The 23634-nt window shown below is 37.8% G+C and carries 19 protein-coding genes and 1 pseudogene; 13 read left to right on the top strand and 7 right to left on the bottom strand.

Going from position 1 to position 23634, the window contains the following annotated elements; translation table 11 throughout:
• The first annotated feature begins 6 nt into the window (after positions 1 to 6).
• The 4 genes from BLW28_RS05090 (at position 7) to BLW28_RS05075 (ending at position 4001) form a co-directional block, all read left to right on the top strand.
• Positions 7 to 1917 carry a fumarate reductase/succinate dehydrogenase flavoprotein subunit gene (locus tag BLW28_RS05090; protein WP_073215756.1) on the top strand — a complete coding sequence of 637 codons (1911 nt, stop codon included), beginning with the start codon at positions 7 to 9 and terminating at the stop codon, positions 1915 to 1917.
• A gap of 7 nt (positions 1918 to 1924) precedes the next feature.
• The gene (locus tag BLW28_RS05085; RefSeq protein ID WP_073215758.1) at positions 1925 to 2668 is read left to right on the top strand and encodes a succinate dehydrogenase/fumarate reductase iron-sulfur subunit; all 744 of its coding nucleotides are present in this window, start codon (positions 1925 to 1927) and stop codon (positions 2666 to 2668) included.
• Positions 2669 to 2839: 171 nt separating this feature from the next.
• Positions 2840 to 3133, top strand: a complete 294-nt coding sequence (locus BLW28_RS05080; protein WP_073215761.1) for a hypothetical protein — start codon at positions 2840 to 2842, stop codon at positions 3131 to 3133.
• A 229-nt stretch (positions 3134 to 3362) separates the two neighbouring features.
• Positions 3363 to 4001: an HdeD family acid-resistance protein gene (locus BLW28_RS05075; protein WP_073215763.1), complete on the top strand. Its 639-nt coding sequence runs from the start codon at positions 3363 to 3365 to the stop codon at positions 3999 to 4001.
• A 292-nt stretch (positions 4002 to 4293) separates the two neighbouring features.
• On the opposite strand, the gene BLW28_RS05070 is transcribed toward BLW28_RS05075, so the two are convergent.
• Positions 4294 to 6336 (bottom strand): amino acid carrier protein, encoded by a 2043-nt coding sequence (locus BLW28_RS05070; protein WP_394331654.1) that lies wholly within the window; start codon positions 6334 to 6336, stop codon positions 4294 to 4296.
• A 322-nt stretch (positions 6337 to 6658) separates the two neighbouring features.
• On the opposite strand from BLW28_RS05070, the gene BLW28_RS05065 reads away from it, so the two are divergent.
• The 3 genes and pseudogenes from BLW28_RS05065 to BLW28_RS05055 all read left to right on the top strand — a co-directional run bounded on the left by BLW28_RS05065 (position 6659) and on the right by BLW28_RS05055 (position 9347).
• Positions 6659 to 7405, top strand: coding sequence for an SDR family NAD(P)-dependent oxidoreductase (locus BLW28_RS05065; RefSeq protein WP_073216071.1), 747 nt, complete (start codon positions 6659 to 6661; stop codon positions 7403 to 7405).
• A gap of 14 nt (positions 7406 to 7419) precedes the next feature.
• Positions 7420 to 8193: pseudogene (locus BLW28_RS05060) on the top strand (glucose 1-dehydrogenase).
• 395 nt (positions 8194 to 8588) lie between these two features.
• Positions 8589 to 9347: a hypothetical protein gene (locus BLW28_RS05055; RefSeq protein WP_073215769.1), complete on the top strand. Its 759-nt coding sequence runs from the start codon at positions 8589 to 8591 to the stop codon at positions 9345 to 9347.
• Positions 9348 to 9550: 203 nt separating this feature from the next.
• Here the strand turns inward: BLW28_RS05055 and BLW28_RS05050 are convergent, their stop codons facing one another.
• The 3 genes from BLW28_RS05050 to recA all read right to left on the bottom strand — a co-directional run bounded on the left by BLW28_RS05050 (position 9551) and on the right by recA (position 12836).
• Complete coding sequence (locus BLW28_RS05050) at positions 9551 to 11107, bottom strand: porin family protein (RefSeq protein ID WP_073215771.1); 1557 nt, start codon at positions 11105 to 11107, stop codon at positions 9551 to 9553.
• Between the two features lie 56 nt (positions 11108 to 11163).
• Complete coding sequence (locus tag BLW28_RS05045) at positions 11164 to 11700, bottom strand: RNA polymerase sigma factor (RefSeq protein ID WP_073215774.1); 537 nt, start codon at positions 11698 to 11700, stop codon at positions 11164 to 11166.
• Positions 11701 to 11828: 128 nt separating this feature from the next.
• Complete coding sequence (gene recA / locus BLW28_RS05040; protein ID WP_073215777.1) at positions 11829 to 12836, bottom strand: recombinase RecA; 1008 nt, start codon at positions 12834 to 12836, stop codon at positions 11829 to 11831.
• A 314-nt stretch (positions 12837 to 13150) separates the two neighbouring features.
• Here recA and trhO point away from each other — a divergent pair, with 314 nt between their 5' ends.
• From trhO to BLW28_RS05010, 6 genes are all read left to right on the top strand, one after another.
• Entirely contained in the window at positions 13151 to 14182 is a 1032-nt protein-coding gene (gene trhO / locus BLW28_RS05035; protein ID WP_073215780.1) for an oxygen-dependent tRNA uridine(34) hydroxylase TrhO, read from the top strand.
• 362 nt (positions 14183 to 14544) lie between these two features.
• A complete protein-coding gene (locus BLW28_RS05030; protein WP_073215783.1) occupies positions 14545 to 15798 on the top strand; it encodes a PSP1 domain-containing protein in 1254 nt (417 codons plus the stop codon).
• Entirely contained in the window at positions 15791 to 16276 is a 486-nt protein-coding gene (locus BLW28_RS05025) for a gliding motility lipoprotein GldH (protein ID WP_073215787.1), read from the top strand. The genes BLW28_RS05030 and BLW28_RS05025 overlap by 8 nt, the downstream gene beginning before the upstream one ends.
• 9 nt (positions 16277 to 16285) lie before the next feature.
• The gene (locus BLW28_RS05020) at positions 16286 to 18601 is read left to right on the top strand and encodes a penicillin-binding protein 1A (RefSeq protein ID WP_073215792.1); all 2316 of its coding nucleotides are present in this window, start codon (positions 16286 to 16288) and stop codon (positions 18599 to 18601) included.
• Positions 18602 to 18734: 133 nt separating this feature from the next.
• On the top strand, positions 18735 to 19433 hold the full coding sequence (locus BLW28_RS05015; protein ID WP_073215795.1) for a CoA transferase subunit A: 699 nt from the start codon (positions 18735 to 18737) through the stop codon (positions 19431 to 19433).
• 90 nt (positions 19434 to 19523) lie between these two features.
• On the top strand, positions 19524 to 20180 hold the full coding sequence (locus BLW28_RS05010; protein ID WP_073215798.1) for a CoA transferase subunit B: 657 nt from the start codon (positions 19524 to 19526) through the stop codon (positions 20178 to 20180).
• Positions 20181 to 20437: 257 nt separating this feature from the next.
• Here BLW28_RS05010 and BLW28_RS05005 read toward each other — a convergent pair whose 3' ends face one another.
• The 3 genes from BLW28_RS05005 to BLW28_RS04995 all read right to left on the bottom strand — a co-directional run bounded on the left by BLW28_RS05005 (position 20438) and on the right by BLW28_RS04995 (position 23487).
• Complete coding sequence (locus tag BLW28_RS05005; protein ID WP_073215801.1) at positions 20438 to 22126, bottom strand: ABC transporter ATP-binding protein; 1689 nt, start codon at positions 22124 to 22126, stop codon at positions 20438 to 20440.
• Positions 22127 to 22281: 155 nt separating this feature from the next.
• Entirely contained in the window at positions 22282 to 22689 is a 408-nt protein-coding gene (locus BLW28_RS15695; RefSeq protein ID WP_073215804.1) for a hypothetical protein, read from the bottom strand.
• Between the two features lie 84 nt (positions 22690 to 22773).
• Positions 22774 to 23487: a 3'-5' exonuclease gene (locus BLW28_RS04995; protein ID WP_073215807.1), complete on the bottom strand. Its 714-nt coding sequence runs from the start codon at positions 23485 to 23487 to the stop codon at positions 22774 to 22776.
• Between the last annotated feature and the right edge of the window lie 147 nt (positions 23488 to 23634).

Genomic DNA, 23634 nt, shown 5'->3' with positions numbered 1-23634 from the left:
TAGACAATGAAATTAAATGCAAAAATACCAGAAGGAAAGCTAGAAGATAAATGGAAGAATTATCAAGCTAAGTCGCATCTTATAAACCCTGCCAATAAAAAGAAGTTGAAAATAATTGTTGTGGGCTCGGGGTTAGCAGGAGCTGGAGCTGCAGCAACCTTGGCTGAACTTGGTTACGAGGTGCAATGTTTTTGCTATCAGGATTCTGCCAGGAGGGCTCATTCTGTGGCGGCTCAAGGCGGAATTAACGCCGCGAAGAACTATCAGCACGATGGAGATAGCGTTTGGCGCATGTTTCACGATACACTTAAAGGAGGCGATTTCAGGTCGCGTGAAGCTAATACATACAGGTTGGCAGAGCTTTCCGCTCCGTTAATTGATCATTTTGTGCAACAAGGAGTGCCTTTTGCCCGAGAATACGGAGGTGTTCTAGCAAACCGTAGCTTTGGAGGCGTACAGGTACAACGCACTTTTTACGCTAGAGGACAAACGGGACAGCAGTTGTTGCTAGCAGCCTACTCTCAACTGTATAAAATGGTTAGAGCAAAAAAGGTAGAAATGTTGCCTAGGCATGAAGTGCTCGATATTGTTATTATTGATGGTAAAGCGAAGGGTGTTATATCAAGAAACTTGGCAAAAGGCGAAATCAAACGCTTTGCGGCCGATGCAGTGGTGCTTGCCACAGGAGGATATTCTAGAGTGTTTAGGTTATCTACACTTGCCATAGGCTGCAATGGAAGTGCGATATGGAAAGCCCATAAAAGAGGAGCTTATTTCGCAGCACCTAGTTTTACTCAAATTCACCCAACCGCACTGCCTCAAACTAGCGAGGCACAGTCAAAACTTACGTTGATGTCCGAATCGCTTCGAAATGACGGGAGAATATGGGTTCCAAAGAAGAAAGGTGATAAAAGAAAAGCAATAGACATTCCCGAAGCCGAACGCGATTATTATCTTGAACGCCGCTATCCTAGCTATGGCAACTTAGCGCCTAGAGACATTGCTTCCCGTGCTGCAAAGGAGCGAATTGATGCGGGACACGGAGTAGGACAATTTAAGAATGCTGTTTACCTTGATTTTAAACACGCCATTCAAAAACTTGGAAAAAAAGTTGTTGAAGATCGCTATGGAAACCTCTTCAATATGTACGAGAAAATCACGGGTATAAACGCTTACGAAGAACCTATGAAGATTTCGCCAGCTGCTCATTTTTCGATGGGTGGACTTTGGGTAGACTATGAATTAATGACAACCATTCCAGGTCTATATGCCATTGGCGAATGTAATTATTCAGACCACGGAGCTAATCGTCTGGGGGCAAATTCATTATTGCAAACCAGTATTGATGGCTATTTTATTTTGCCAAATACAATCAACAACTATCTTGAAGGAGAGTTAAAAGCTAAACAGTATGGAATAGATCATCCCGAATTTTCTAAAGTTGAAGACGAAGTTAGAGAGCAAATCAAAAAGCTACTGGAAGTAAACGGAACTAGAACTGTGGACGATTTTCATCGCGAATTAGGAAAAGTGATGTGGCAAGAATGTGCCATGAGTCGCAATAGAAAAGGCTTGGAGAATGCAATTGGCGAAATAAAACATATTAAAAATGAATTTTGGAAACATGTGAAAGTTACAGGAAGCGACAATGAAATGAATCCCGAATTGGAAAAAGCCCTGCGACTTGCCGATTTTATTGAATTAGCAGAGCTGATGTGCCTTGATGCATTGCAACGTGACGAATCTTGCGGCGCACATTTTAGAGAAGAATATCAATCTGAAGAAGGAGAAGCTATGCGAAATGATGAAGATTTTGCCTACGTTTCTGCCTGGGAATACAATGCAGGAAACTTTGTGCTACACAAGGAAAAGCTGATGTTTGAATATGTGCAACCTACAGTAAGGAGTTATAAATAATGCAGCTATGAAAGTAACATTTAAAATTTGGCGACAAGAAAATACAGATGCTCAAGGAGAACTCAAGGCTTATGAGGTTGATGGACTTTCAGAAGATATGTCCTTTTTGGAAGCATTAGATCATCTTAATGAAATACTCGTCTTGAAAGATGAAAAGGTAATTGCTTTTGAACACGATTGTAGAGAAGGAATTTGTGGACAATGTGGCGTTTTTATAAACGGGAGAGCACACGGACCTCATAATAATACAACGACTTGCCAATTGCATATGCGAAGTTTTAAAGAAGGCGATACCATTGTTGTAGAACCTTGGAGAGCGAGCTCGTTTCCTATAGTAAAGGACTTGGTAGTGGATCGTTCGGCCTTTGACAGAATTATTCAACAAGGAGGATATATTACAGCAAAAACAGGTACTGCAGCAGAGGCGAATGCAATTCTTGTATCCAAAGAAGTTTCGGATAGTGCTATGGATGCAGCGGCTTGTATAGGTTGCGGGGCTTGTGTAGCGACTTGCAAAAATGCTTCTGCAGCATTATTTACCGCTGCAAAGATTAATCACCTCAATAAATTACCACAAGGACAGCCTGAAGCACATAGACGTTTACTGGATATGACTGCTCAAATGGAATTTGAAAATTTTGGGAGTTGTACATTTACAGGTGCCTGTGAGATAGAATGCCCTGCGGATATTTCAATTAGCAATATTGCCGAAATGAATGCCCGGTACGTAAAGGCAAAACTCTTTGGATAATAAGGCAAATAGCAAAAGATGTTTCTTGATCAGTATTACCTAAAACTATCTTTTTGTACGTTAGAATTCACTTGATTATTATAGCGTTTTCTTTTAACAAAACATTACAGTCCGATTGGTTCGCAATTAACCGAACTAATCGTATCTTTGTGTTATAATAAAAATCAACACATGAAAATTGTACATATTATTTTAGCGAGTATTCTTTGTTTATCGACCTTGGGCGGTTTCGCATCAGAAACCTCTTGGGAATCTAAAGAGGGGGAGACTGAAGAAGTTTTCTCATCTAAAGACAAAGATTTTTTACAACAATGGCATTATAAGCAAGTTTTGACAATGGATTTAAGTGAAGAAGATCGCAATACGTATTTTTCTCATCTTAATCATTATACCTTTAGGATGTCCCGTATCGGTTCGCCTAAATATCAATACAACAACAATGAAAAAAAGGAAAAATTTGATTAATTGGTTACCGAATTGAATCTGAATATGAAGAATATTTTAAGTGCCAATAATTATAAAATTCACCATAAAACTTTCAGTGAAATAGAGTATATTGTTTACAAGAAAAGAAACTGGGAAGAATAAAATCAATTTTTAGGATTAAGGCGGTTTTGAATACTATCATCCTAAAGTCGTGTAATATAGACGAATAATATATAAATTAATTAATCAACCTTAAACCCTTGTCATTATGAGCCTACCATTTTTAAATTCAATCAGAAATTCGATTAAACACTGGTACATACCGTTGTTAGTTGGAATTTTATTTATCATTATTAGTATTGTAACGTTTACTTCGCCTATGGGGTCGTTGCTTACGTTGTCCCTTTTCTTTGCGCTCTCATTTTTATTTGGGGGTATTTCAGAAATTGTTTTTGCTATCGCTAACCGAGATCAATTGGAAAATTGGGGCTGGTCGTTGGCTTTTGGAATAATTACTTTTATTGTAGGTATCTCCCTTGTTAGTCACCCTGCGTTATCATTAAGCGTACTAGCTTTTTACATCGGTTTTTTACTTCTTTTTCGTTCTATTGCTTCTATCAGTTTTGCTTTGGATGTAAAAAAACATGGAGGTAAAAATTGGGGAGGCTTGTTAATCTTCGGAATTTTGGGAGCAATTGCTTCATTCATCCTAATCTGGAATCCTTTGGTTGCAGGATTAAGCGTTGTTGTTCTTGTTGCAATTAGCTTTTTATTTGCAGGACTTTTCAGCATTCTTCTGTCATTACAGCTTCGAAAATTGCATAAATCTTCTAAACAAATATCGGCTAAGTTAAAGGAGCGTTACGATAATCTTATGGAAGAAATTCGCACCGAATGGGATGATTAAATATACCTAACCCCGTTGTGTGTTTTGAACAGATTTTGACAGTATTACCCCAAACCTTAAAGAGATTATCTTCAAAATCTATATTTTATCCTTTAGAACAGCGGAAAAAAATAAAGATTTTGTTCTTTAATGTAATTTAATGTCAAAATGCTCAACGGGCTAGCTAAAACATCTGCTAAATAGTTTCTGGGCAGTCGAAAGCTAACCTTAAAGATTAAGTTGTTTCCGACTGCTCAAATAGCAAGAAGATTTTAGCCTTTTGAAGGCATTACCCTTTAGTTTTTATAAATCATTATTTCGCAAACTTTGGGTTTATGTATAATTTCCCTTTTTTCAGCTTGTCCAAATAAACATTCATATCTGCATAAATCTCAGGCGCAAGAATAAATAAACCAGCTATGTTTGGGAATGACATTGCCAAGATCATCATATCGGCAAAACTCAGCACAGCGCCAAGGCTTACAGATGCTCCTAACACCACGAACACTAAATACAAAAGTTTGTATAACAGCTCCCCGTTTTTACTCCTTCCAAATAAATAAGTCCAAGAACGCATTCCGTAATAAGACCACGACACCATAGTCGAGAAAGCGAATAGAAAGACAGCTACAGCAAGCACGACTGGGAACCACGAAACCACGCTTCCAAACGCAGCCGAAGTGAGTTCTACACCGCCCATACCGCCACCTTCTTTATGAATCCCGGTAAATATTAAAACCAAGGCAGTCATAGTACACACTAACATGGTGTCGATTAAAGGCTCTATTAAAGACGCAAATCCGTCTGCTATAGGATTATTCGTTTTGGAGGCGCTATGTGCAATTGCGGCCGATCCAACCCCTGCCTCATTCGAAAATGCAGCGCGTTGCAATCCCACAATCAATACTCCAATAAATCCACCTTTAAGTGCGTCGGCAGAAAATGCTCCGTCGATAATAGCGAGAAACGCACCGCCAATATTATCGATATTGCCCCCAATTACAACCAAACATCCCAAAATATATAATATTGCCATTATTGGAACAACCTTTTCGGTAAACTTGGCAATACTCTTTATTCCGCCAATAATTACAATTCCTACAAGTACGGCAAAGCCAATCCCGAACCAAAATCCTTGTCCCTCTAGAATGGGAATTTGCTCAGATACTATTTTAAAAGCTTGATTGGACTGAAGCATATTTCCACCTCCAAATGATGCTCCTACGCCCAAAATAGCAAAAAGAGCAGCCAAAAATTTCCCTAATTTTTTTAAATTTCGTTTTTCAAGACCGTAGCGTAAATAGTTCATAGGGCCACCAAAAATCCTGCCTTCTGCATCGATAAATCGATATTTCACACCCATACTACATTCGGCAAATTTTAAAGACATCCCGAAAAACCCGGCCATAAACATCCAAAAAGTAGCACCTGCGCCTCCCAAAGAAATTGCAACTGCTACACCGGCTATATTTCCTAAACCGACTGTAGCAGATACTGCCGTTGCCATAGCTTGAAAATGGGTAATACTTCCAGGAGCATTTGGATCATCATACTTACCTTTTGCCAAACCTAACGAATGGCGAAATCCACGAATATTGATGAATTTTAAACGCAAAGTGAAGAAAATACTCCCCAACATGAGCCAAATCACAATAAAGGGTATTGTGTTTTTTACCACATCGCCATTGGGATGTAATAAAGGTCTTGGGTTTTCAAATTGAATAGTTCCCAGTAAAGGTTCATCGGTAGAAGTGGGTTTCCTTCTTATTGAAATATGGGCTCCTTCACTGGCAATGTGTTCAAGCTTTCCATCAAAATCAGTAATTATTTTTGTTTCCAACCCATCAATTTCTAGGATTGCGATTTCTTGATTTTTAACTACTTCAGCTCCATCAGCTACCAACCACTGCTTTAAATGATATTCTTGGGCTGTGTTTTTTATATGTGGCAACCCAATGTCATCTTTTGCGATATAAACTACGGGGTCATATAATCCAAAGGAAGCAAATGGATCCCAAAATAAAAAAGCTCCTAGAAAATCTACTGCGGGCTGTACATTACTGTTAAATATTTCAGTTATAGATTTTGCCGGAATTTTAAACGTTTTTGAAACAGTATTCCCGTTTGAATCGGAAACTGTAACCGAATGATCCATTCCTTCAATTAATCCCTCAGCACGGTTAGAGTTTAAGGAAGTGTTTTGGTTGCTCCATTTGTACTGATAAGGCGGAGCACCTCCTTGAATACGTACTTGCGCAGTAGCATTGTTAATTACGGAAGAAGGATTATTTAATTCAAGAGTGATTGATAGCTCATCACTAACATCAATTTTATTTTGAGCGTTGGAGCTCGACATTAGAATAAAAGAAGTGAAAAGAGAAATCAGTAATTTCATCATTAAAGTTTAATGGAATTTAAAGGTTGTTTGCGAAAAACCCCAATTTAGCAATTAGAGAAGGCTCTCCCAAGCTATTTCTTTGTTTTCTTATTTTTCTATCCCCTCCAACATTGAGTTTGTGCTATTATCCCCTTCTTATGTGGCTTTCTTTCACTTTGTTCAAATTACTGATTTTAGCTGTTAAATAGTCACTAAGAGTTTGGTTCTGAGTCAAATTAGGCATTGGGAAACCTTATCTTTGAGATTGTTAATAGTTTTAAAATTTAAAAATCAAAATAATATGAAGAATTTAGAAGGTCAAGTAATAATTGTAACAGGAAGAGCCGCAGGAATTGGAGGTGCAATGACTTCTGAACTTACTGAAAGAGGTGCTTCGATAATTGAAGTAGACTTAAATGAAGATGCTGGAAAGGAAAAAGAAGCCTCGCATCCAGAAAAAATAGCCTTTTTAAAAGGTGATGTTTCTAAAGAATCAGTAGCAAATGAAGCTGTAGCATTAGCTGTTTCAAAATTTGGAAAACTAACGGGTCTAGTAAATAATGCACACGCCTCTCGCCAAAAACCATTGATGGGACTCACCGAAGACGATTGGGCATTGTCCATGAATACGGGCCTTAATGGGACTTTAAATTTTATGAAAGCAGCTTATCCTGAGCTTAAAAAAACTAAGGGATCCATTGTGAATTTTGGTTCTGGAGCTGGATTATTGGGTCAGAAAAACCAAGGGAGCTATGCGGCGGCCAAAGAGGCTATTAGAGGATTATCTCGTGTTGCTGCTAATGAATGGGCAGAAGAAGGGATTCGTGCGAATGTGGTTTGTCCGTTAGCATTTACTGATGGTGTAAAACAATGGAAAGAAAATTTTCCAGAACAATACGAAGAAATTATCAGCAAAAATCCGATGCAGCGTTTCGGAGACCCACAAGAAGATGTCGCTCCAATTGTTGCTTTTTTATTGAGTAGTGATAGTCAATATATGACAGGACAAACTCTTATGGCCGATGGTGGAGATATAAAATTAAGATAGTAGCGACAACGAATATGAAAACGAAAGATTTATTCAATTTAAAAGGAAAAACCGCAATAGTTACAGGCGGTGCAAATGGAATAGGAAAAGCGACAGCTTTAATTTTGGCAAAGCATGGTGCAAATTTCGCTATTGGGGATTTCAACCTTGAAGATGCTAAAAAAGCAGCTAAAGAAATTGAAGCTTAAGGCGTAAAAGCTATTGCCGTGGAATGTAATGTACTAAAAGATGATAACCTAGTAAACCTTGTTGATACAACCGTTAAAGAATTAGGCGGAATTCATATATTAATAAACAATGCCGGCGGTGGCGGTGGCGGACGTGAAAATCCATTTAAAATTTCCGTAGATGATATTAAACGGGATTACGAGCTTAATGTGTTCAGTGGCTGGCGACTTTGCCAATTGGTAGTGCCGCATATGAAAAAAGACGGCTACGGTGCTATCGTTTTTACAACCTCAATGTCCAGCGTAAACAAGAGTCCTAATATGAGTGGATATGGAGGTTCTAAAGCTGCTGTTAATCATACGGTCGCAAACTTAGCACACGATTTTGGACCAGAAGTACGAATTAACGCTGTAGGCCCAGGAGCTACACGAACCGCTGCTTTGGAAAGTGTGTTGACACCAGAAATTGAAGAAACAATGTTGAAGCATACTCCAATTAAACGATTAGGAACTGCTGATGATATAGCGGGTGCGATGTTATATTTCGCTTCCCCAATTTCTGAGTGGGTGAGTGGACAGACTATTTTTGTAAATGGAGGAGGACAGCAGACATTGGAATAGGATTATAAGAAATTGAAATTATTGAAAAAAACCGCGTCAGAAGCAATTTTGAGGTGGTTTTTTTTATCAATCATTCGAAATTATAATCTTAAGCTTCATTATTTCGATTATCGGTTCATTATAGTTTGTTATTCTGTCTACTCCTGTTAAAGTTTTAACAAAATCAAGGTGATAAGTTTAAATATTTTTGATAAATTTGAACTAAAGCTTTTGGCTTTTACTCTCCCCATTTTAAACATTAATGTACCCATTCTATTCAGGGTCATTGTTGTTGTATGACTAATAATAAGTTTTCTTGCAGCTACCCTTTAGCAAGCCATTTTTGTTGTCCCTACTAAAGCAGTACTGTAAATAGCTTGTTTGGTCTCTATACTGAACTGTTAAAACTCTACATCATGAAAACTGCACTTTCTGTAATAGTATTACTAGCGCTTACCCGTAATTTTGGGTTTGGTCAAAGTAAAAAAGAACTTAGGCTAACCGTTTCAAGGCTTCAATCTGATTCAACTGCATTCGAAAAAAAGATTAGCGAAAATGAAATTCTTATTTCTAATCTCAATTCTGAACTTTCCGAAGTTAAAGGATTAAATAGACTGCTAAATACTCAGGTTAATGAACTTAGCACGGTTCGAGATAAAAATACACGGTTAACCGATTCGATTATGCAATTAAATGCTAGTTTAGATTCAATTGGTGACTACTCCAGAATCACAAATTTTGTAAATGCTTTTTATAGTTCCTTAGAATTTTCTGAAGAAGAAAATCTTAGACAATATGAATATGGCGATGTAAAATTTGACCTTGAGAATTTCCACGCGTTAACCAGTAAAAACGCTAGGTATAGTCAGGGAAGGGTTAAAAACCTTTCTAGCGACAGAACGCATCATAAGTATTATGTAATGTTACAAAGTATTGAGGAAATTAAATTTAGTTTAGACAAAATTCTAGTTAGAACCAAAGTGATGTATTCTGGTGAAAATATGGGCTTGTTTTACAATGAAGAGCAACTTACGTTACGCGATAAAAAAGGGGTGTTACAACTAACAGATTGGGTCGATTTAGACTTGTACAAAATGGTACACACCATTGAAGCAAGTGTCGAAAACTTTACAAGAGAAGATTTTTATCGGTGGCTAGATACAGCAAAAGACTAAGAATTTGCTGTGCTAAGCACAATGTTGGTTTAGTTTGTAATTAACACGTTTGTCTCTGTTTTTTCAATACTTTAAATATTTACTGGCATCAAACAAGATAACCTGCCAAGGTAAAAAAACAAAAAAACCGGCCTTTGGCGAAAAGGACGGTTTTCTCAAGTACAATGTTTGAAGCAATCAAACAAATTTAACTTAAAACTAACCTAAAACTTAAAACTTAAACCGCTATAAACCCCTAGGTAATAAGGCTTATAGTTTACTGATGAGTCGGTGTAGGGATTTAGTTGATATTTGAACATCGGCTCTATATTGAAAATGAACTTTTTTGATAATTTGTAATCAAGCCCCAATCCTACATTTGTAGAAAAACTAACGTTTGCTAGGTTGTTAGCCGCTCCTAATACACTACTAAAATTGTCGGATTTAACCGAAATTTCATTATTTCCTAAAAACAAAGTGCTCACACCACCAATAATATTCAAACCGAATTTACTGTCCAATACAGCGTATTTTAACTCTACGGGTACTTCGTAATAATTTATGCTTTGAATTAATCGCGCATCACCACTCGTCGATTTTAAGCTTATGTCGCCAAAACCATTAGACGGATAGCCGCTACTATTTAAAGATGAACGATTTATTGCAGTAACAACAACTTGTTTGCCACCATAATCAACCGAGCTTAAGGCTTTTGATACTGGTCCCGTGCCAATTACAATATCTGATGTGCTGTAACTCAAATCTACGTTGTTAACACCAGAACGCACGCTTAAACGCTTGCTTAACGCATAACTTACTTGCAAACCGTAGCTCATATTCACATCGCCTTTTTGTGGGTTGTTAGCGAAATCTGGATCTATGGAAGAGCCACTTCCAAAACTACTGTAATAAACTGGAGCTATATTTGGTGTAACATTCCAGCGATGTTCAGGCTTTTGCTTTTCAATTTCAATTAGATTGTTATCGGCCTCCTTTTTTTCAGCTATAGCATCAAGAATCGACTTTTTGTTATTAGCTTCTAATATGGTTTCTGAATCAATTTGCTTTTCTCCAGGGTTTTCTGAGTTTTCAGTAATCACAATTCTATCACCAAATTCTTCAGAAACTATTTTATCGTTCTTTTTAATTATCCTCTTTTCCTCTTGAGGGTTTTTATAGTTGTCAGGTTTAATATTGTTGGAAGGTAAATCAGTAGTAGTTTCCAAAATCGCTAAACGCTTTTCAGCTCCACTTTTTGGTTGTTTCTCTTTGTTTATATTACTACGTTGATTTGTTTTTTTGCCTGAAGTATTAGCTTCAACAACATTTGAAGCAATTACTGTTTTTACTGAATTTTCAACAGATTGTTGATTATCCTTGTCATTGGAAACTTTATCCTTTGCTGCGATGATTTCTTGTGCTGAAGTGTTTTGAATGTTTTCAGTATTGGTGTTTTCTGTGGCAACTTCTATCTCGGATTGTTCAGGGTCCACAAATTCGGTATTGGTTTGTGTTCCTTCAACCGAATCTACAATGGTTTTATTGGTAATAGCATTCGGCAGGGAGTCTAGTGGATTGAAAACCCAATTTCCAACAGTCAATAACAAAGCAAGCAACGCAGCTATGCCACCATACTTTATCCATAGAGGAATTACTTTGCGCTCCTTCTTCTCTTTGTTAAGCTCTGTTTGGATGTTCTCCCAAACGCGCGGCGAAGGTGTAGCCTCAAAGTTTTTAAAGCTGTCATCAAAAAGTTTGTCTATGTTTTTCTTGTCTTTCATATTCACCCTAATTAAAAAGGGAATTTGATGTTTTAAACTAATTAGTCAATAATGCTTTACGTGTTACGGGATGCGTTAAAAGCCTCTATTTTATTTTTTAAAATCGCTCTAGCTCTTGCCAAATTTGATTTAGAAGTGCCGTCGCTAATGCCTAACATTTCGGCAATCTCTTTATGTTGGTAACCATCCATCACGTACATACTGAATACTAACCTATATCTATCCGGCAATTCTTGTATTATTTTCAATAAAAACTGAAGTGGTATTTCCTCCTCTTCAATAATTAAATCTTCTTCATCTTCTATTTGCCCTTCATCGACTATTTCGAAAGTTCGTTGTTTTCGATATTTTTGAAGCACAGTATTCACTGTAACCCGTTTTATCCATCCTTCAAAAGAACCCTTGCCGTTGTATTGCTCAATTTTTTTAAAGATAGTTAAAAAAGCATCTTGCAAATTGTCTTCAGCTTCTACAAAATTTGGCGAATAACGAAGACAAATAGCGAAAAGGATGCTGTTATACCTGTTGTATAACTCTCCTTGCGCCTTCGAATCGTGCTTCTTGCATTGTATGATGAGCTCGTCTAAAGTCAAGTGTAGTACCGTGAATTATAGTCGTTGTAAATACCTCTAGGCTAATAAGAGGGCAACCCTTTTATTCAAGGTTCCTACAATATGTAGATGCCACAGAATCAAAAGGGTTGCGCTATTATTTAAAAAAATTACTGTGTTAATGCAGCAATGCTATCTTTTATTTTAATTTCAAGCTCTTCCATTAACTCTGGATTGTCTAAAAGTAAGGCTTTAACAGAATCTCTTCCTTGCCCCAATTTGGTATCGTCATAGCTAAACCAAGACCCAGCTTTTCTGATTATTTCAAAATCCACTCCCAAATCGATTATCTCTCCAACTTTCGATATTCCTTCGCCATACATAATGTCAAATTCGGCTTGTTTAAAAGGTGGAGCGACTTTGTTCTTTACAACTTTTACACGTGTTTTGTTTCCTGTGGCGTTGCTGTTCGTATCCTTTATTTGAGTGGAACGGCGAATGTCTAATCGCACCGAAGCGTAAAATTTCAAGGCATTTCCTCCAGTTGTTGTTTCCGGATTTCCAAACATAACCCCAATCTTTTCACGCAATTGGTTAATGAAAATTACCGTACAATTTGTTTTGCTAATAGAGCCAGTAAGCTTTCGTAAGGCTTGACTCATCAAACGAGCGTGAAGCCCCATTTTACTGTCACCCATTTCACCCTCAATCTCGCTCTTAGGCGTTAAAGCGGCAACCGAATCGACAACCACAATATCAACTGCGCCGCTTCGAATTAAATTATCGGCAATTTCTAAGGCTTGTTCCCCGTTATCAGGTTGAGAAATGATGAGGTTCTCAATGTCTACACCCAATTTTTCTGCATACACTCGGTCAAAAGCATGTTCGGCATCAATGAAGGCAGCGATTCCTCCTTTTTTTTGTGCTTCTGCCATAGCGTGCAGCGTTAATGTCGTTTTACCCGAAGATTCAGGTCCATAAATTTCAATTACTCTTCCGCGTGGATAGCCACCCACGCCAAGCGCCACATCTAGCCCTAATGAACCAGTTGGAATTACATCTACATCTTCTACGGCTTTATCGCCCATTTTCATTACAGTTCCTTTACCGTATGTTTTGTCTAATTTATCAAGCGTAAGCTTTAAAGCTTTTAGTTTTGCGTCTTTTTCTGTGCTCATTATCAGTGTGTTTTAAATGCTAAAAATATGTAGCTAAGGTACTGTTTCTTTGGTAGAGGCGCAAAAGTAAAATGGATTGCACGAGGATTTTTGTTAACAAAAAGGTTCTCGAATTATTGCGGTCAAGAGTAGGTTTTTAATTAGTGACTTGTTAAATCTAACGGGATTATATTCGGAAAGCTTTAAAACAATATTGCTTATAGATGCTAGAAATGACGAGTTTTTACATCTTTTCCAATTTTAAAATGTCATCTCTTCAAAATTCTTACTTTTGCGCTTTGTAAATCATTTTTTTCACCTTAAAAAAGTATAGCATGCAACTGTACAATAAATTAAGTGCGAAAGAAAGGGAAAATCTTTTAGAACAAGCCGGGGAAGAACGGCTTACCCTTTCTTTTTATCAATATGCCAAAATTGGCAATCCACATCTTTTTAGAAATCATCTTTTTATCGCTTGGGACCAAATGGAAGTCCTCGGACGTATTTATGTAGCCCACGAAGGAATAAATGCCCAGCTTTCTGTTCCCGCAAAACGCTTTAATGAATTTAAAGAATTTCTTGATGGAATTAACTTCCTAAAAGATGTCCGTTTAAACATCGCAATTGAACATGATTTAAAATCATTTTTAAAACTAAAAGTGAAAGTCCGTCATAAAATTGTAGCCGATGGCTTAAACGATGATACATTCGACGTAACGAATAAAGGAATTCACGTAGATGCATTAAAATTCAACGAGCTTATTGAAGATCCAGATGTGGTTCTAGTTGATATGCGAAACCATTACGAAAGTGAAATTGGCCATTTTAAAAATGCCATTACACCCGACGTTGATACCTTTCGCGACTCCTTAGATATTATTGAAAAAGATCTGAAAGACCATAAAGAAGACAAAAAACTGGTTATGTATTGTACCGGTGGAATCCGATGCGAAAAAGCCAGTGCTTATTATAAACACAAGGGATTTAAAAATGTATTCCAGCTGGAAGGTGGTATTATTGAATATGCTCGGCAAGTTGAGAACCTTGGTCTAGAAAATAAATTTATCGGAAAAAATTTCGTTTTTGACCATCGTCGAGGGGAGCGAATTACCGAAGACGTTATTAGCCATTGCCACCAATGTGGTGAGCCTTGCGACACGCATACAAACTGCGCAAACCAAGCTTGCCATTTGCTTTTTATCCAATGTGAAAGTTGTGAAGTGAAAATGGAAAACTGTTGCTCCGATGAGTGTATCGAGATTATTCATTTGCCAGAAGAAGAACAAAAAAGACTACGGCAAGGCATTCCAAACAGCAATAAAATTTTCAAAAAAGGACGTTCCGAAAAATTGAAATTTAAAAATTAGGTCACAATCCCCCTATGGAGCATAGGGGGAACACCTAAATTTCCTGAATGCTATTCTCATAAAAAGTTTGAGGAGGATTTCAAAAATCAAAAAAAATCCTAAATCAACAATCGAAAATCGTCCAATATTATAATAGGGTTTTATTCCTCTTTTAAAATTGAGATTCAATCAATAAGCTTTTTAATTTTCAAAACGCATACCCTAAGCTTCTTTCCTATCGCACGCAGGGGTTACATGCGGATTTCAAAAATCTAAAATCGTAAATCTAAAATCGAAAATTTTATTGGTATCTTTACTGATTGAATTATTAGTTTAATCTTCGTCCCTCTTTCTTTTAAAGAAGGGCTTTATATATAGAAAATATGGGCTGTAATAGCTGTGCCTCAAGCACTGGCGGCCAACCTAAAGGATGCAAGAACAATGGTACTTGCGGAACGGATGGCTGTAATAAACTCACAGTGTTCGACTGGCTTTCGAATATGTCGCTACCTGCCAGTATGGAACCTTTTAATGCGGTGGAAGTGCGTTTTAAAAACGGAAGAAAAGAATTTTTCCAAAATCCTGAAAATCTTACTTTAAGTATCGGTGATATTGTCGCTACTGAAACTTCACCTGGGCACGATATAGGAATTATCACACTAACTGGAGAACTGGTACGTGTGCAAATGAAAAAGAAACGAATTCCATTAAAAATTGAAGCTTTACCAAAAATCTATCGAAAGGCTTCACAGAAAGATATAGATATTTGGCAGTCTTATCGCGAACGGGAAAGTAGTGTTCAAAAGCGTTCACGTGAAATTGCTATTCGTCTCGGACTTCAAATGAAAATTAGCGATGTTGAATTTCAAGGTGATGGCTCTAAAGTGATCTTTTATTACACCGCCGATGAAAGAGTAGATTTTCGCGAATTAATTAAAGAATTTGCGAGAACCTTCAATTCGCGAATCGAAATGAAACAAGTGGGTTTCAGACAAGAAGCTGCGCGTTTAGGAGGAATCGGAAGTTGTGGAAGAGAACTCTGTTGCTCAACTTGGCTAACAGATTTTCGCTCGGTAAACACTACTGCCGCCCGCTACCAACAATTATCTTTAAATCCACAAAAACTTGCTGGTCAATGTGGTAAGTTAAAGTGTTGTCTCAATTATGAACTTGATACATATTTAGAAGCTTTAGAATCCTTTCCAAATACCGAAACCAAACTTCAAACAGAAAAAGGAACTGCTAGTTGTCAGAAAATCGATATTTTTAAAGGCAGACTTTGGTATGCGTATGAAAAGGAAGGCATGAACTGGCACGAACTTTCTGCAGAAAAGGCAAACCACATTATTGAACAAAATAAAATCGGAAAAAAACCAATGGCATTAGAAGAATTCGCTGTTGAAATTCCAAATCCAGAAAAAACACCTTTTAATGATGTTGTAGGGCAGGATAGCCTTACTAGATTTGATCAACCAAAGCAAAAAGGAAAGAGTCGTCGCAATAAAAGTAGAAATAAATCTAAGAGTAAAAATGCTGTAACGGCTACGCCTGCTGCTAGCCCAGCTAAGAAAAGACCTCGTAAATCGAACAAAAATAGAAAGCCAAACAAGCCAAATAAGCCGAATAAGAATGAATAAAGTGTTGATGCTTTTTTTGTCAGTCGTACTCCTAGCTTCATGCGAATCGAATATCGTTTTTAGTGAAACAAGGGCTATGGATGGATATTGGGGGCAAGATGAGGTAGTGGATTTCAAACTGCCGCAACTGGATTCTCTGAAAAATTACAATCTATTTGTAAATATCCGAAACTCCAACGAGTATAAGTACAATAACATATTTTTGATTGTCTCAATTAACTTCCCGTACGGAAAAACGGTCACAGACACCCTTGAATATCGTATGGCCAATCCAGATGGCTCCTGGATGGGACAAGGCGTAGGGAGCATAAAGGAAAACAAATTGTGGTATAAAGAAAACGTTAGGTTCTTCGAGAATGGAATATACAACGTAACTATAGAACAGGCAATGCGCAATAACGGTGCAGTAGAGGGCGTTTTAAAGCTCGAAGGTATTACAGATGTTGGTTTAAGTATAGAAGAATCTACCAATTTGTAAAAGTAGGATATGGCAACAAAAAAAGTACAACAAAAAAAGAAAGATACGAAAGGCCTAAGCCGTCATATCAGAACATTTTGGATTTTAGTAGGAAGTGGTATTTTAACAATTATCTTCATTTTTCTCTTAGCATCTTGGGGTGTTTTTGGAAGCCTACCTGATGAAACTAGTCTGGAAAACCCGGAAAAAAACCTCGCTACCGAAATCATTTCTTCCGATGGAAAAACCATTGGTAAATTTTATAAAGAAAACCGAACACCAGCGCAATACGATTCTTTACCTGACCATTTGGTAAATGCATTAATTGCTACCGAAGATGTTCGTTTTTACGATCACTCAGGTATAGATGCCAAAGGAACATTAAGAGCTTTAGTTTACTTAGGATCAAAAGGTGGTGCAAGTACTATAACTCAGCAATTGGCAAAGCTGTTTTTTACAGAACAGGTTTCTAGAAACAAATTTCAACGTGGAATGCAAAAAATAAAGGAATGGGTTATTGCCACACGTTTGGAACGAAGATACACTAAGGAAGAGATTATTACCATGTATTTTAATGAATACGACTTCGTGAACCAAGCTGTTGGAATCGAATCGGCCTCCCATATTTATTTCGATAAATCTCCAGCGAGCCTTACCACTGCAGAATCTGCAATGCTAGTAGGAATGTTTAAAAATGCTTCTCTTTACAATCCATTACGAAATCCTGTGGGAGTTACCAATCGAAGAAATGTCGTCCTCGATCAAATGGAAAAATATGGGTTTATATCTGAAACAGTAAAAGATTCGCTTCAAGCGCTTCCGTTGGGAATTAAATTTACGCCACAAGGGCACGACGAGGGTATCGCAACCTATTTCCGTGAATACGCACGCCATTTTATGGAAGATTGGATTAAGAAAAATCCAAAACCTGATGGCAGTAATTTCAACATCTATCAAGATGGACTAAAAGTGTATGTTACAATTGATAGTAAAATGCAGGAATATGCAGAAGATGCTGTAACTAGCCACATGTCACGCCTTCAAGAGGTGTTCGACGATCAAAATAAAAACAATAAAACAGCGCCATTCCGCCACATTACCGAAAAAGAAACTGCAGGTATTCTAAACTCCGCAATGCGTGTTAGTGATCGTTGGCGTGAAATGACGAAACAAGGGAAAGACGAAGAAGAAATTATCCAAAGCTTTAAAGAAAAAGTGCCGATGCGCGTGTTTTCTTGGAGAGGCGAAATAGATACGGTAATGACCCCATTGGATTCTATAAGGTATCACAAATCCTTCTTGCACGCAGCCATGATGTCAATGACACCACAAACAGGTGAAGTAAAGGCTTGGGTAGGCGGAATAGATTACAAGCGTTTTAAATACGATATGGTTAAAAAAGGAAAACGTCAAATAGGTTCTACTTTTAAGCCTTTCGTTTATGCCACGGCAATAGACCAAATGCATATGTCGCCCTGCGATACTCTTCCAAATACCATTTATACAATTCCACAAGGAAGACACCATTTATTGGAGCCTTGGACACCAAAAAACTCAGGAAATTCGTACGGTGGCATGGTTACTTTAAAATATGCATTGGCTAACTCAATTAATACTATTACAGCACGATTAATCGATAGAGTAGGTCCGGAGCCTGTGATTGACCTTATTGACAAAATGGGGATTAACACCAAAAATATGCCCGCAGTTCCTTCTATTGCGCTAGGTACTGCCGATATTTCTGTTTACGAAATGGTAGGAGCGTACAGTACTTTTGCAAACCAAGGGGTTTTTGTTGAGCCTATCTTAATTCAACGAATTGAAGATAAAAACGGAACAATACTCTATCAAAATGTGCCAAAAACTAGAGATGTAATTAGCGAAGAGTCGGCTTACGTTACAGTTAGTTTAATGGAAGGTGTAACACAATCGGGAACGGGAACAAGGTTAAGAGGTACTTGGGCAGTAAACTCACCCGTTTATAAAAAAGCGATTACCGGATATCCGTACGACTTTAAAAACCCCATAGCGGGAAAAACCGGAACTACCCAAAATCAAAGTGACGGATGGTTTATGGGTATGGTACCAAATTTAGTAACCGGGGTTTGGGTTGGAGGTGAAGATAGGGCTACCCACTTCGGATCTATCACCTATGGACAAGGAGCGACAATGGCACTTCCAATTTGGGGACTCTATATGCAAAAATGTTATGCAGATAAAGACCTTGATGTATCCACAGGAGAATTTCCAAAACCTGAAAACGTCTCTATTGAAACAGATTGCGCTAAATGGCGTGAGACAACCCCTACAGATGTGGAAGAAATTTCAGATGAGTTTGATTTTTAGCCCCATCTAAACCCTCACTAAGAGACGGGGAATAACAGTATTGCATTGCAATCCTGATGGCTATACAAAGAAGCAATCTGGTATATGATTTTTTTATATATCGAATTTTTGTAATTTTAATAAAAATTGAAAAATGATAAATAAAACAGTAGCAAACGTTCGTGAAGCCTGTGAAGGCATTGAGGACGGAATGACTTTTATGTTGGGAGGGTTTGGTCTTTGCGGCATCCCTGAAAATATTATAAATGAATTGGTTAGACGAAATATCCAGAATGTAACCTGCATTTCAAACAATGCAGGCGTAGACGATTTTGGACTTGGACTTCTGCTGAAAAAACATCAAATCAAGAAAATGATTTCTTCCTATGTTGGCGAAAATGCCGAGTTTGAAAGGCAAATGCTAAGCGGAGAAATGGAAGTAGAGTTAGTGCCTCAAGGAACCTTGGCACAACGTTGCGAAGCAGCCAGAACAGGTATTCCTGCATTTTACACCCCAGCAGGCTACGGAACCGAAGTAGCCGAAGGCAAAGAAACTCGCGAATTTGGAGGGAAAATGCACATTATGGAAAAAGCATTCGAAGCAGATTTTTCCTTCGTAAAAGCTTGGAAAGGCGATGAGGCTGGTAACCTAATATTTAAAGGTACAGCAAGAAACTTTAATCCTGCAATGTGTGGCGCCGGAAAAATTACAGTTGCCGAAGTAGAAGAACTGGTTCCTGCTGGCGAATTAGACCCAAACCAAGTTCATATTCCAGGAATTTTTGTGCAACGTATTTTTCAAGGTGAGAAATATGAAAAGCGTATTGAGCAATTGACTGTTAGAAAAAAATAACGCTGTGCGCTCTGTGTCTCCGTGGTAAAAATTTAAAACCAAAAAGGCACAAAAATCACAACGGAAATAAAAACATCTTCAAATTAAATTATGGCACTTTCAAAAGAACAAATAGCACAACGAATTGCAAAAGAAGTAAAGGACGGTTACTATGTAAACTTAGGGATTGGAATCCCAACCTTGGTAGCCAACTTTGTGCGTGATGATATTGATGTCGAATTTCAAAGTGAAAACGGTATTCTCGGAATGGGACCATTTCCTTTTGAAGGCGAAGAAGACCCAGATTTAATAAATGCCGGAAAACAAACCATTACTGCACTGCCAGGAGCATCTTTCTTTGACTCTGCAATGAGCTTTGGGATGATACGTGGACAACACGTAGACTTAACCATCTTGGGCGCTATGGAAGTGTCGCAAAATGGAGATATAGCCAACTGGAAAATACCAGGAAAAATGGTAAAAGGAATGGGTGGCGCAATGGATTTGGTAGCTTCTGCCGAAAATATTATCGTCGCTATGATGCACACAAACCGCGCTGGCGAATCCAAACTTTTAAAACAATGTAGCCTACCGCTAACAGGTGTTGCCTGCGTGAAGAAAATTGTGAGCAACCTCGCTGTAATAGAAATTAGAGATGGAAAATTTCATCTGTTAGAACGCGCACCTGGAGTTTCAGTTGAAGAAATTCAGAAAGCAACTGAAGGTGAAATGGTAGTAGATGGCGAAATTCCAGAAATGAAGTTTTAAAATCACTGTTGTCCGATTAAAATTTAGACTATCCTATTAAAGCCAGAACAATATAGACTTAAAGCAATTTAGCGTAGTGATGACCTTCCTTTTCATCTTATTTAGGAGGCAAGCTGATTTAAAATCTTTAAATCTTCATTTACACTAGTTTACGTTTTTAGTCTTGGCTCTTGGTTCTTGTAGTGCAGCGGTCTTGTTTCTTTCCTCGGACAAAATATAAAATTCAACGGATTCTCGAACCTAAATCATATTGTGGGCTATATTCCTTTCGGAATTGCGCCCACAAGTTTTTTGGTGTATTCCGTTTGTGGATTGGCGTAGATTTCATCGGCATCGCCTAACTCTTCAATCTTTCCTTTGTTCATTACCAAAAGTTGATCGGACATATATTTTACCACGGCCAAATCGTGTGAGATAAATATATAGGTAAACCCAAAATCGTTCTTCAGTTCATTTAACACATTCAATACTTGCGCTTGCACCGAAATATCCAAGGCAGAAACAGATTCGTCGCAAATCACTAGCTTGGGCTCAACAGCAATTGTTCTTGCAATTCCTACTCTTTGGCGTTGCCCACCCGATAGTTCGTGTGGATAACGGTTAAAATAACTATCGTCTAATCCAACGCGTTTAAGGAGTAATAGTGCTTTTTCTTTTCTGTCTTTTCTAGATTTTCCCAATTGGTGTACTTCCATAGGCTCCATCAAAGCTTCGCCTATAGGTAAACGCGGATTAAGCGATGAATACGGGTCTTGAAAGATAATCTGAATCTCTTTCCGAAGATTTCGAATTTCTGTTTTAGTGAGTTTGGTAAGCTCTCTTCCTTTATATTTTATACTTCCCGAAGTGGCTTTTTCAAGTTGTAGAATGGTTTTTCCCAAAGTCGATTTCCCACAACCAGATTCTCCTACTAATCCCAAGGTTTCTCCTTCAAAAACTGAAAAACTGATATCGTCAACGGCTTTCACACTTTCCGATTTCGAAAAAATTCCCATACTACTGTAGTAGTACTTCTTCAGGTTGGAAATTTCTAAAATAGGCGTTTGTGTGTAAATCTGTTTGTGTTTCTTAGCGCGCTCGGTTGGTTTTATCTCCTTCGCAACAAAACTCTTGTCTGCGATAGAAGCAATGGTCGGCAGCGTGGCTAACCGAACATCCAGCGCTGGCCTTGCTTCCAAAAGAGCTTTGGTATATTCGGCTTTTGGAGTTTTGAAAATTTCGAAGGTTGTAGCATTTTCAACAACATCACCTTTATACATCACCATAACCCGATCGGCAATTTCCGAAACTAAGTTTAAATCGTGCGAAATAAACAGCATTGCCATTTTGGTTTCCTGCTGAATGGATTTTAAAAGAGACATTATTTCTTTTTGAACGGTTACATCCAAAGCTGTTGTAGGTTCATCTGCAATAAGAAGCTTTGGCTTGCAGGCAATCGCCATAGCAATCATTACCCGTTGCATTTGCCCACCGCTAATTTGATGCGGATAGCTATTGTAAATCTCGTTGGGGCGAGGCAGTTTTACTTTTTCAAACAGTGAAATTGTCTCTTTTTTTGCTTCGGAAGAATTTAGCTTTAAATGAAGTTTAAGAATTTCAGAAACCTGTTTTCCACACTTTAAAGATGGGTTTAAGGCACTCATAGGCTCTTGGAAAATCATCGCGATTTCTTTGCCGCGTATCGCTCTAAATTCCTTTTCATCGGTTTTTAACAGATCCTTATTTTCAAACAAAATCCTTCCTGAAGTATGAGCTGTCTTTTTTGGGAGCAATCCCATTATTGATAATGAAGTAACAGATTTTCCAGACCCGGATTCTCCTACAATTCCCAATATTTCATTTTCGTGAACATCAAAAGAAATTGTATGTAAAACTTCGGTGGCTTTGCCTTTTTTTCCAAAGGAAACCACGAGTTCTTGAACCGATAAGAGAGGTGATTTTGTCATCGTTTCAAAGATAATACAAACTGAATGAAATAATTTTTAAATGAAGGCTCAATAAGCGTACTTGAACACAGGTTTATAGCTACAAAATAGCACAAAAAAAAGAGGCACAATTCAATTTTGAACTGAGCCTCTTGATATTTTAGGAGTTGAAATAATTAAAGTGGATCGCCTACTTTTACATCACATCTATGTCCAGGCTGACCGTGTGGTGGATTCATTCCATCTGCAACCTTTACAGGCGTTGCATTTGTTTGAACAGGCGCTACTTTTGGCGTTGCTGCTGGCGCACCGTTTAATGGAGCTCCTACAGCGATATCACATCTGTGTCCTGGTTGTCCGTGAGGAGGGTTTACAGCGCCAGTGGCACTATTGTTTGTATTGGCATTGTTTGCAGGTACAACATTGTTAAGAGCATTCTTTTTGTCTTCTAGGGTGGCTTCTTGCACAGCCTCAGTTGTTTGTTCTGCAGTAGATTCCTTATTGTCCTTACACGCTACAAAAAGTGGGGCTGCCACTAAAATAAACATTAAGAAGGATTTTGGGATAAATTTTGAAACGGTCATAAAAGTATTGATTTAAATTTGACTGGTAAAACTACTAAAATTAAAACAGAACACCATAATTGTAAACAAACTAACTAGAGTTTCTTACACCGAAAGTATTTCACTGTCAAGCAAAATGTCTTCATTTCGCAATCGTAACAGAATTTGTGCGACCGTCACAGTGTCTTTTTCGCAATAAACCACAATTCGCTCAATATCTTTTTCTTCGTAAAAAACTTTACAGACTTCACTGCCGTCTATATCGTCTTTTGGAGAAGGAATTCCTAAAACGTGCGCCATTAACTTAAGGGAAGTGAAGGTTTTGTAATCACCGAACTTCCATAACTCTAACGTGTCTAAATGTGGAACTTCCCACGGTTTTTTTCCAAACAAATCTAATTTAAACGGAATGTCAATCTTGTTAATAATCATCCGTCTAGCAATATAAGGAAAGTCGAATTCCTTGCCATTGTGGGCACATAACAGGTGATGCGATTTGTTGAAGTGGGTTTCTAACAAGTTTTTAAAGTCTGTTAAAATTTTAATTTCTTCGCCATAAAAACTCGTAACCCTGAAATTTCGGGCATTATTTTTTAGAACAAAATATCCAACCGAAATACAGACTATTTTTCCAAATTCTGCCCAAATTCCGGCACGATCATAAAACGCTTCTGCCGAATAATCTTCTTTACGTTGATACTGGCTTTTTTGCTCCCATAGTGCTTTTGAAACATCGTCGAGGTCGTCAAAATATTGATGCTGTGGAACGGTTTCTATATCAAGAAATAAGATATGCTCCAGCTTTATCCGCTTTATCATATAATAAAATTTTAAGACGGGGAGGAGTCTAAAACTACAAAAAATATTTTTTATAGGGTATTGGATGAATACTGTTTAATATCGAAGACCCGAACAATATCTATTTTGGTTTTTCTTATGCGATAAGTCATTTGGCGATAACCTTCA

The sequence above is a fragment of the Aequorivita viscosa genome, assembly GCF_900106795.1.
GTDB lineage: Bacteria > Bacteroidota > Bacteroidia > Flavobacteriales > Flavobacteriaceae > Aequorivita > Aequorivita viscosa.
This window is presented reverse-complemented; position numbering and strand designations above follow the sequence as displayed.

Excerpts from the sequence above, each read along its gene's own strand:
- BLW28_RS05090 (WP_073215756.1), top strand. The coding sequence starts at position 7 with ATGAAATTAAATGCAAAAATACCAGAAGGAAAGCTAGAAGATAAATGG.
- BLW28_RS05085 (WP_073215758.1), top strand. The coding sequence starts at position 1,925 with ATGAAAGTAACATTTAAAATTTGGCGACAAGAAAATACAGATGCTCAA.
- BLW28_RS05080 (WP_073215761.1), top strand. The coding sequence starts at position 2,840 with ATGAAAATTGTACATATTATTTTAGCGAGTATTCTTTGTTTATCGACC.
- BLW28_RS05075 (WP_073215763.1), top strand. The coding sequence starts at position 3,363 with ATGAGCCTACCATTTTTAAATTCAATCAGAAATTCGATTAAACACTGG.
- BLW28_RS05070 (WP_394331654.1), bottom strand. The coding sequence starts at position 6,336 with ATGTCGAGCTCCAACGCTCAAAATAAAATTGATGTTAGTGATGAGCTA.
- BLW28_RS05065 (WP_073216071.1), top strand. The coding sequence starts at position 6,659 with ATGAAGAATTTAGAAGGTCAAGTAATAATTGTAACAGGAAGAGCCGCA.
- BLW28_RS05055 (WP_073215769.1), top strand. The coding sequence starts at position 8,589 with ATGAAAACTGCACTTTCTGTAATAGTATTACTAGCGCTTACCCGTAAT.
- BLW28_RS05050 (WP_073215771.1), bottom strand. The coding sequence starts at position 11,107 with ATGAAAGACAAGAAAAACATAGACAAACTTTTTGATGACAGCTTTAAA.
- recA (WP_073215777.1), bottom strand. The coding sequence starts at position 12,836 with ATGAGCACAGAAAAAGACGCAAAACTAAAAGCTTTAAAGCTTACGCTT.
- trhO (WP_073215780.1), top strand. The coding sequence starts at position 13,151 with ATGCAACTGTACAATAAATTAAGTGCGAAAGAAAGGGAAAATCTTTTA.
- BLW28_RS05030 (WP_073215783.1), top strand. The coding sequence starts at position 14,545 with ATGGGCTGTAATAGCTGTGCCTCAAGCACTGGCGGCCAACCTAAAGGA.
- BLW28_RS05025 (WP_073215787.1), top strand. The coding sequence starts at position 15,791 with ATGAATAAAGTGTTGATGCTTTTTTTGTCAGTCGTACTCCTAGCTTCA.
- BLW28_RS05020 (WP_073215792.1), top strand. The coding sequence starts at position 16,286 with ATGGCAACAAAAAAAGTACAACAAAAAAAGAAAGATACGAAAGGCCTA.
- BLW28_RS05015 (WP_073215795.1), top strand. The coding sequence starts at position 18,735 with ATGATAAATAAAACAGTAGCAAACGTTCGTGAAGCCTGTGAAGGCATT.
- BLW28_RS05010 (WP_073215798.1), top strand. The coding sequence starts at position 19,524 with ATGGCACTTTCAAAAGAACAAATAGCACAACGAATTGCAAAAGAAGTA.
- BLW28_RS05005 (WP_073215801.1), bottom strand. The coding sequence starts at position 22,126 with ATGACAAAATCACCTCTCTTATCGGTTCAAGAACTCGTGGTTTCCTTT.
- BLW28_RS15695 (WP_073215804.1), bottom strand. The coding sequence starts at position 22,689 with ATGACCGTTTCAAAATTTATCCCAAAATCCTTCTTAATGTTTATTTTA.
- BLW28_RS04995 (WP_073215807.1), bottom strand. The coding sequence starts at position 23,487 with ATGATAAAGCGGATAAAGCTGGAGCATATCTTATTTCTTGATATAGAA.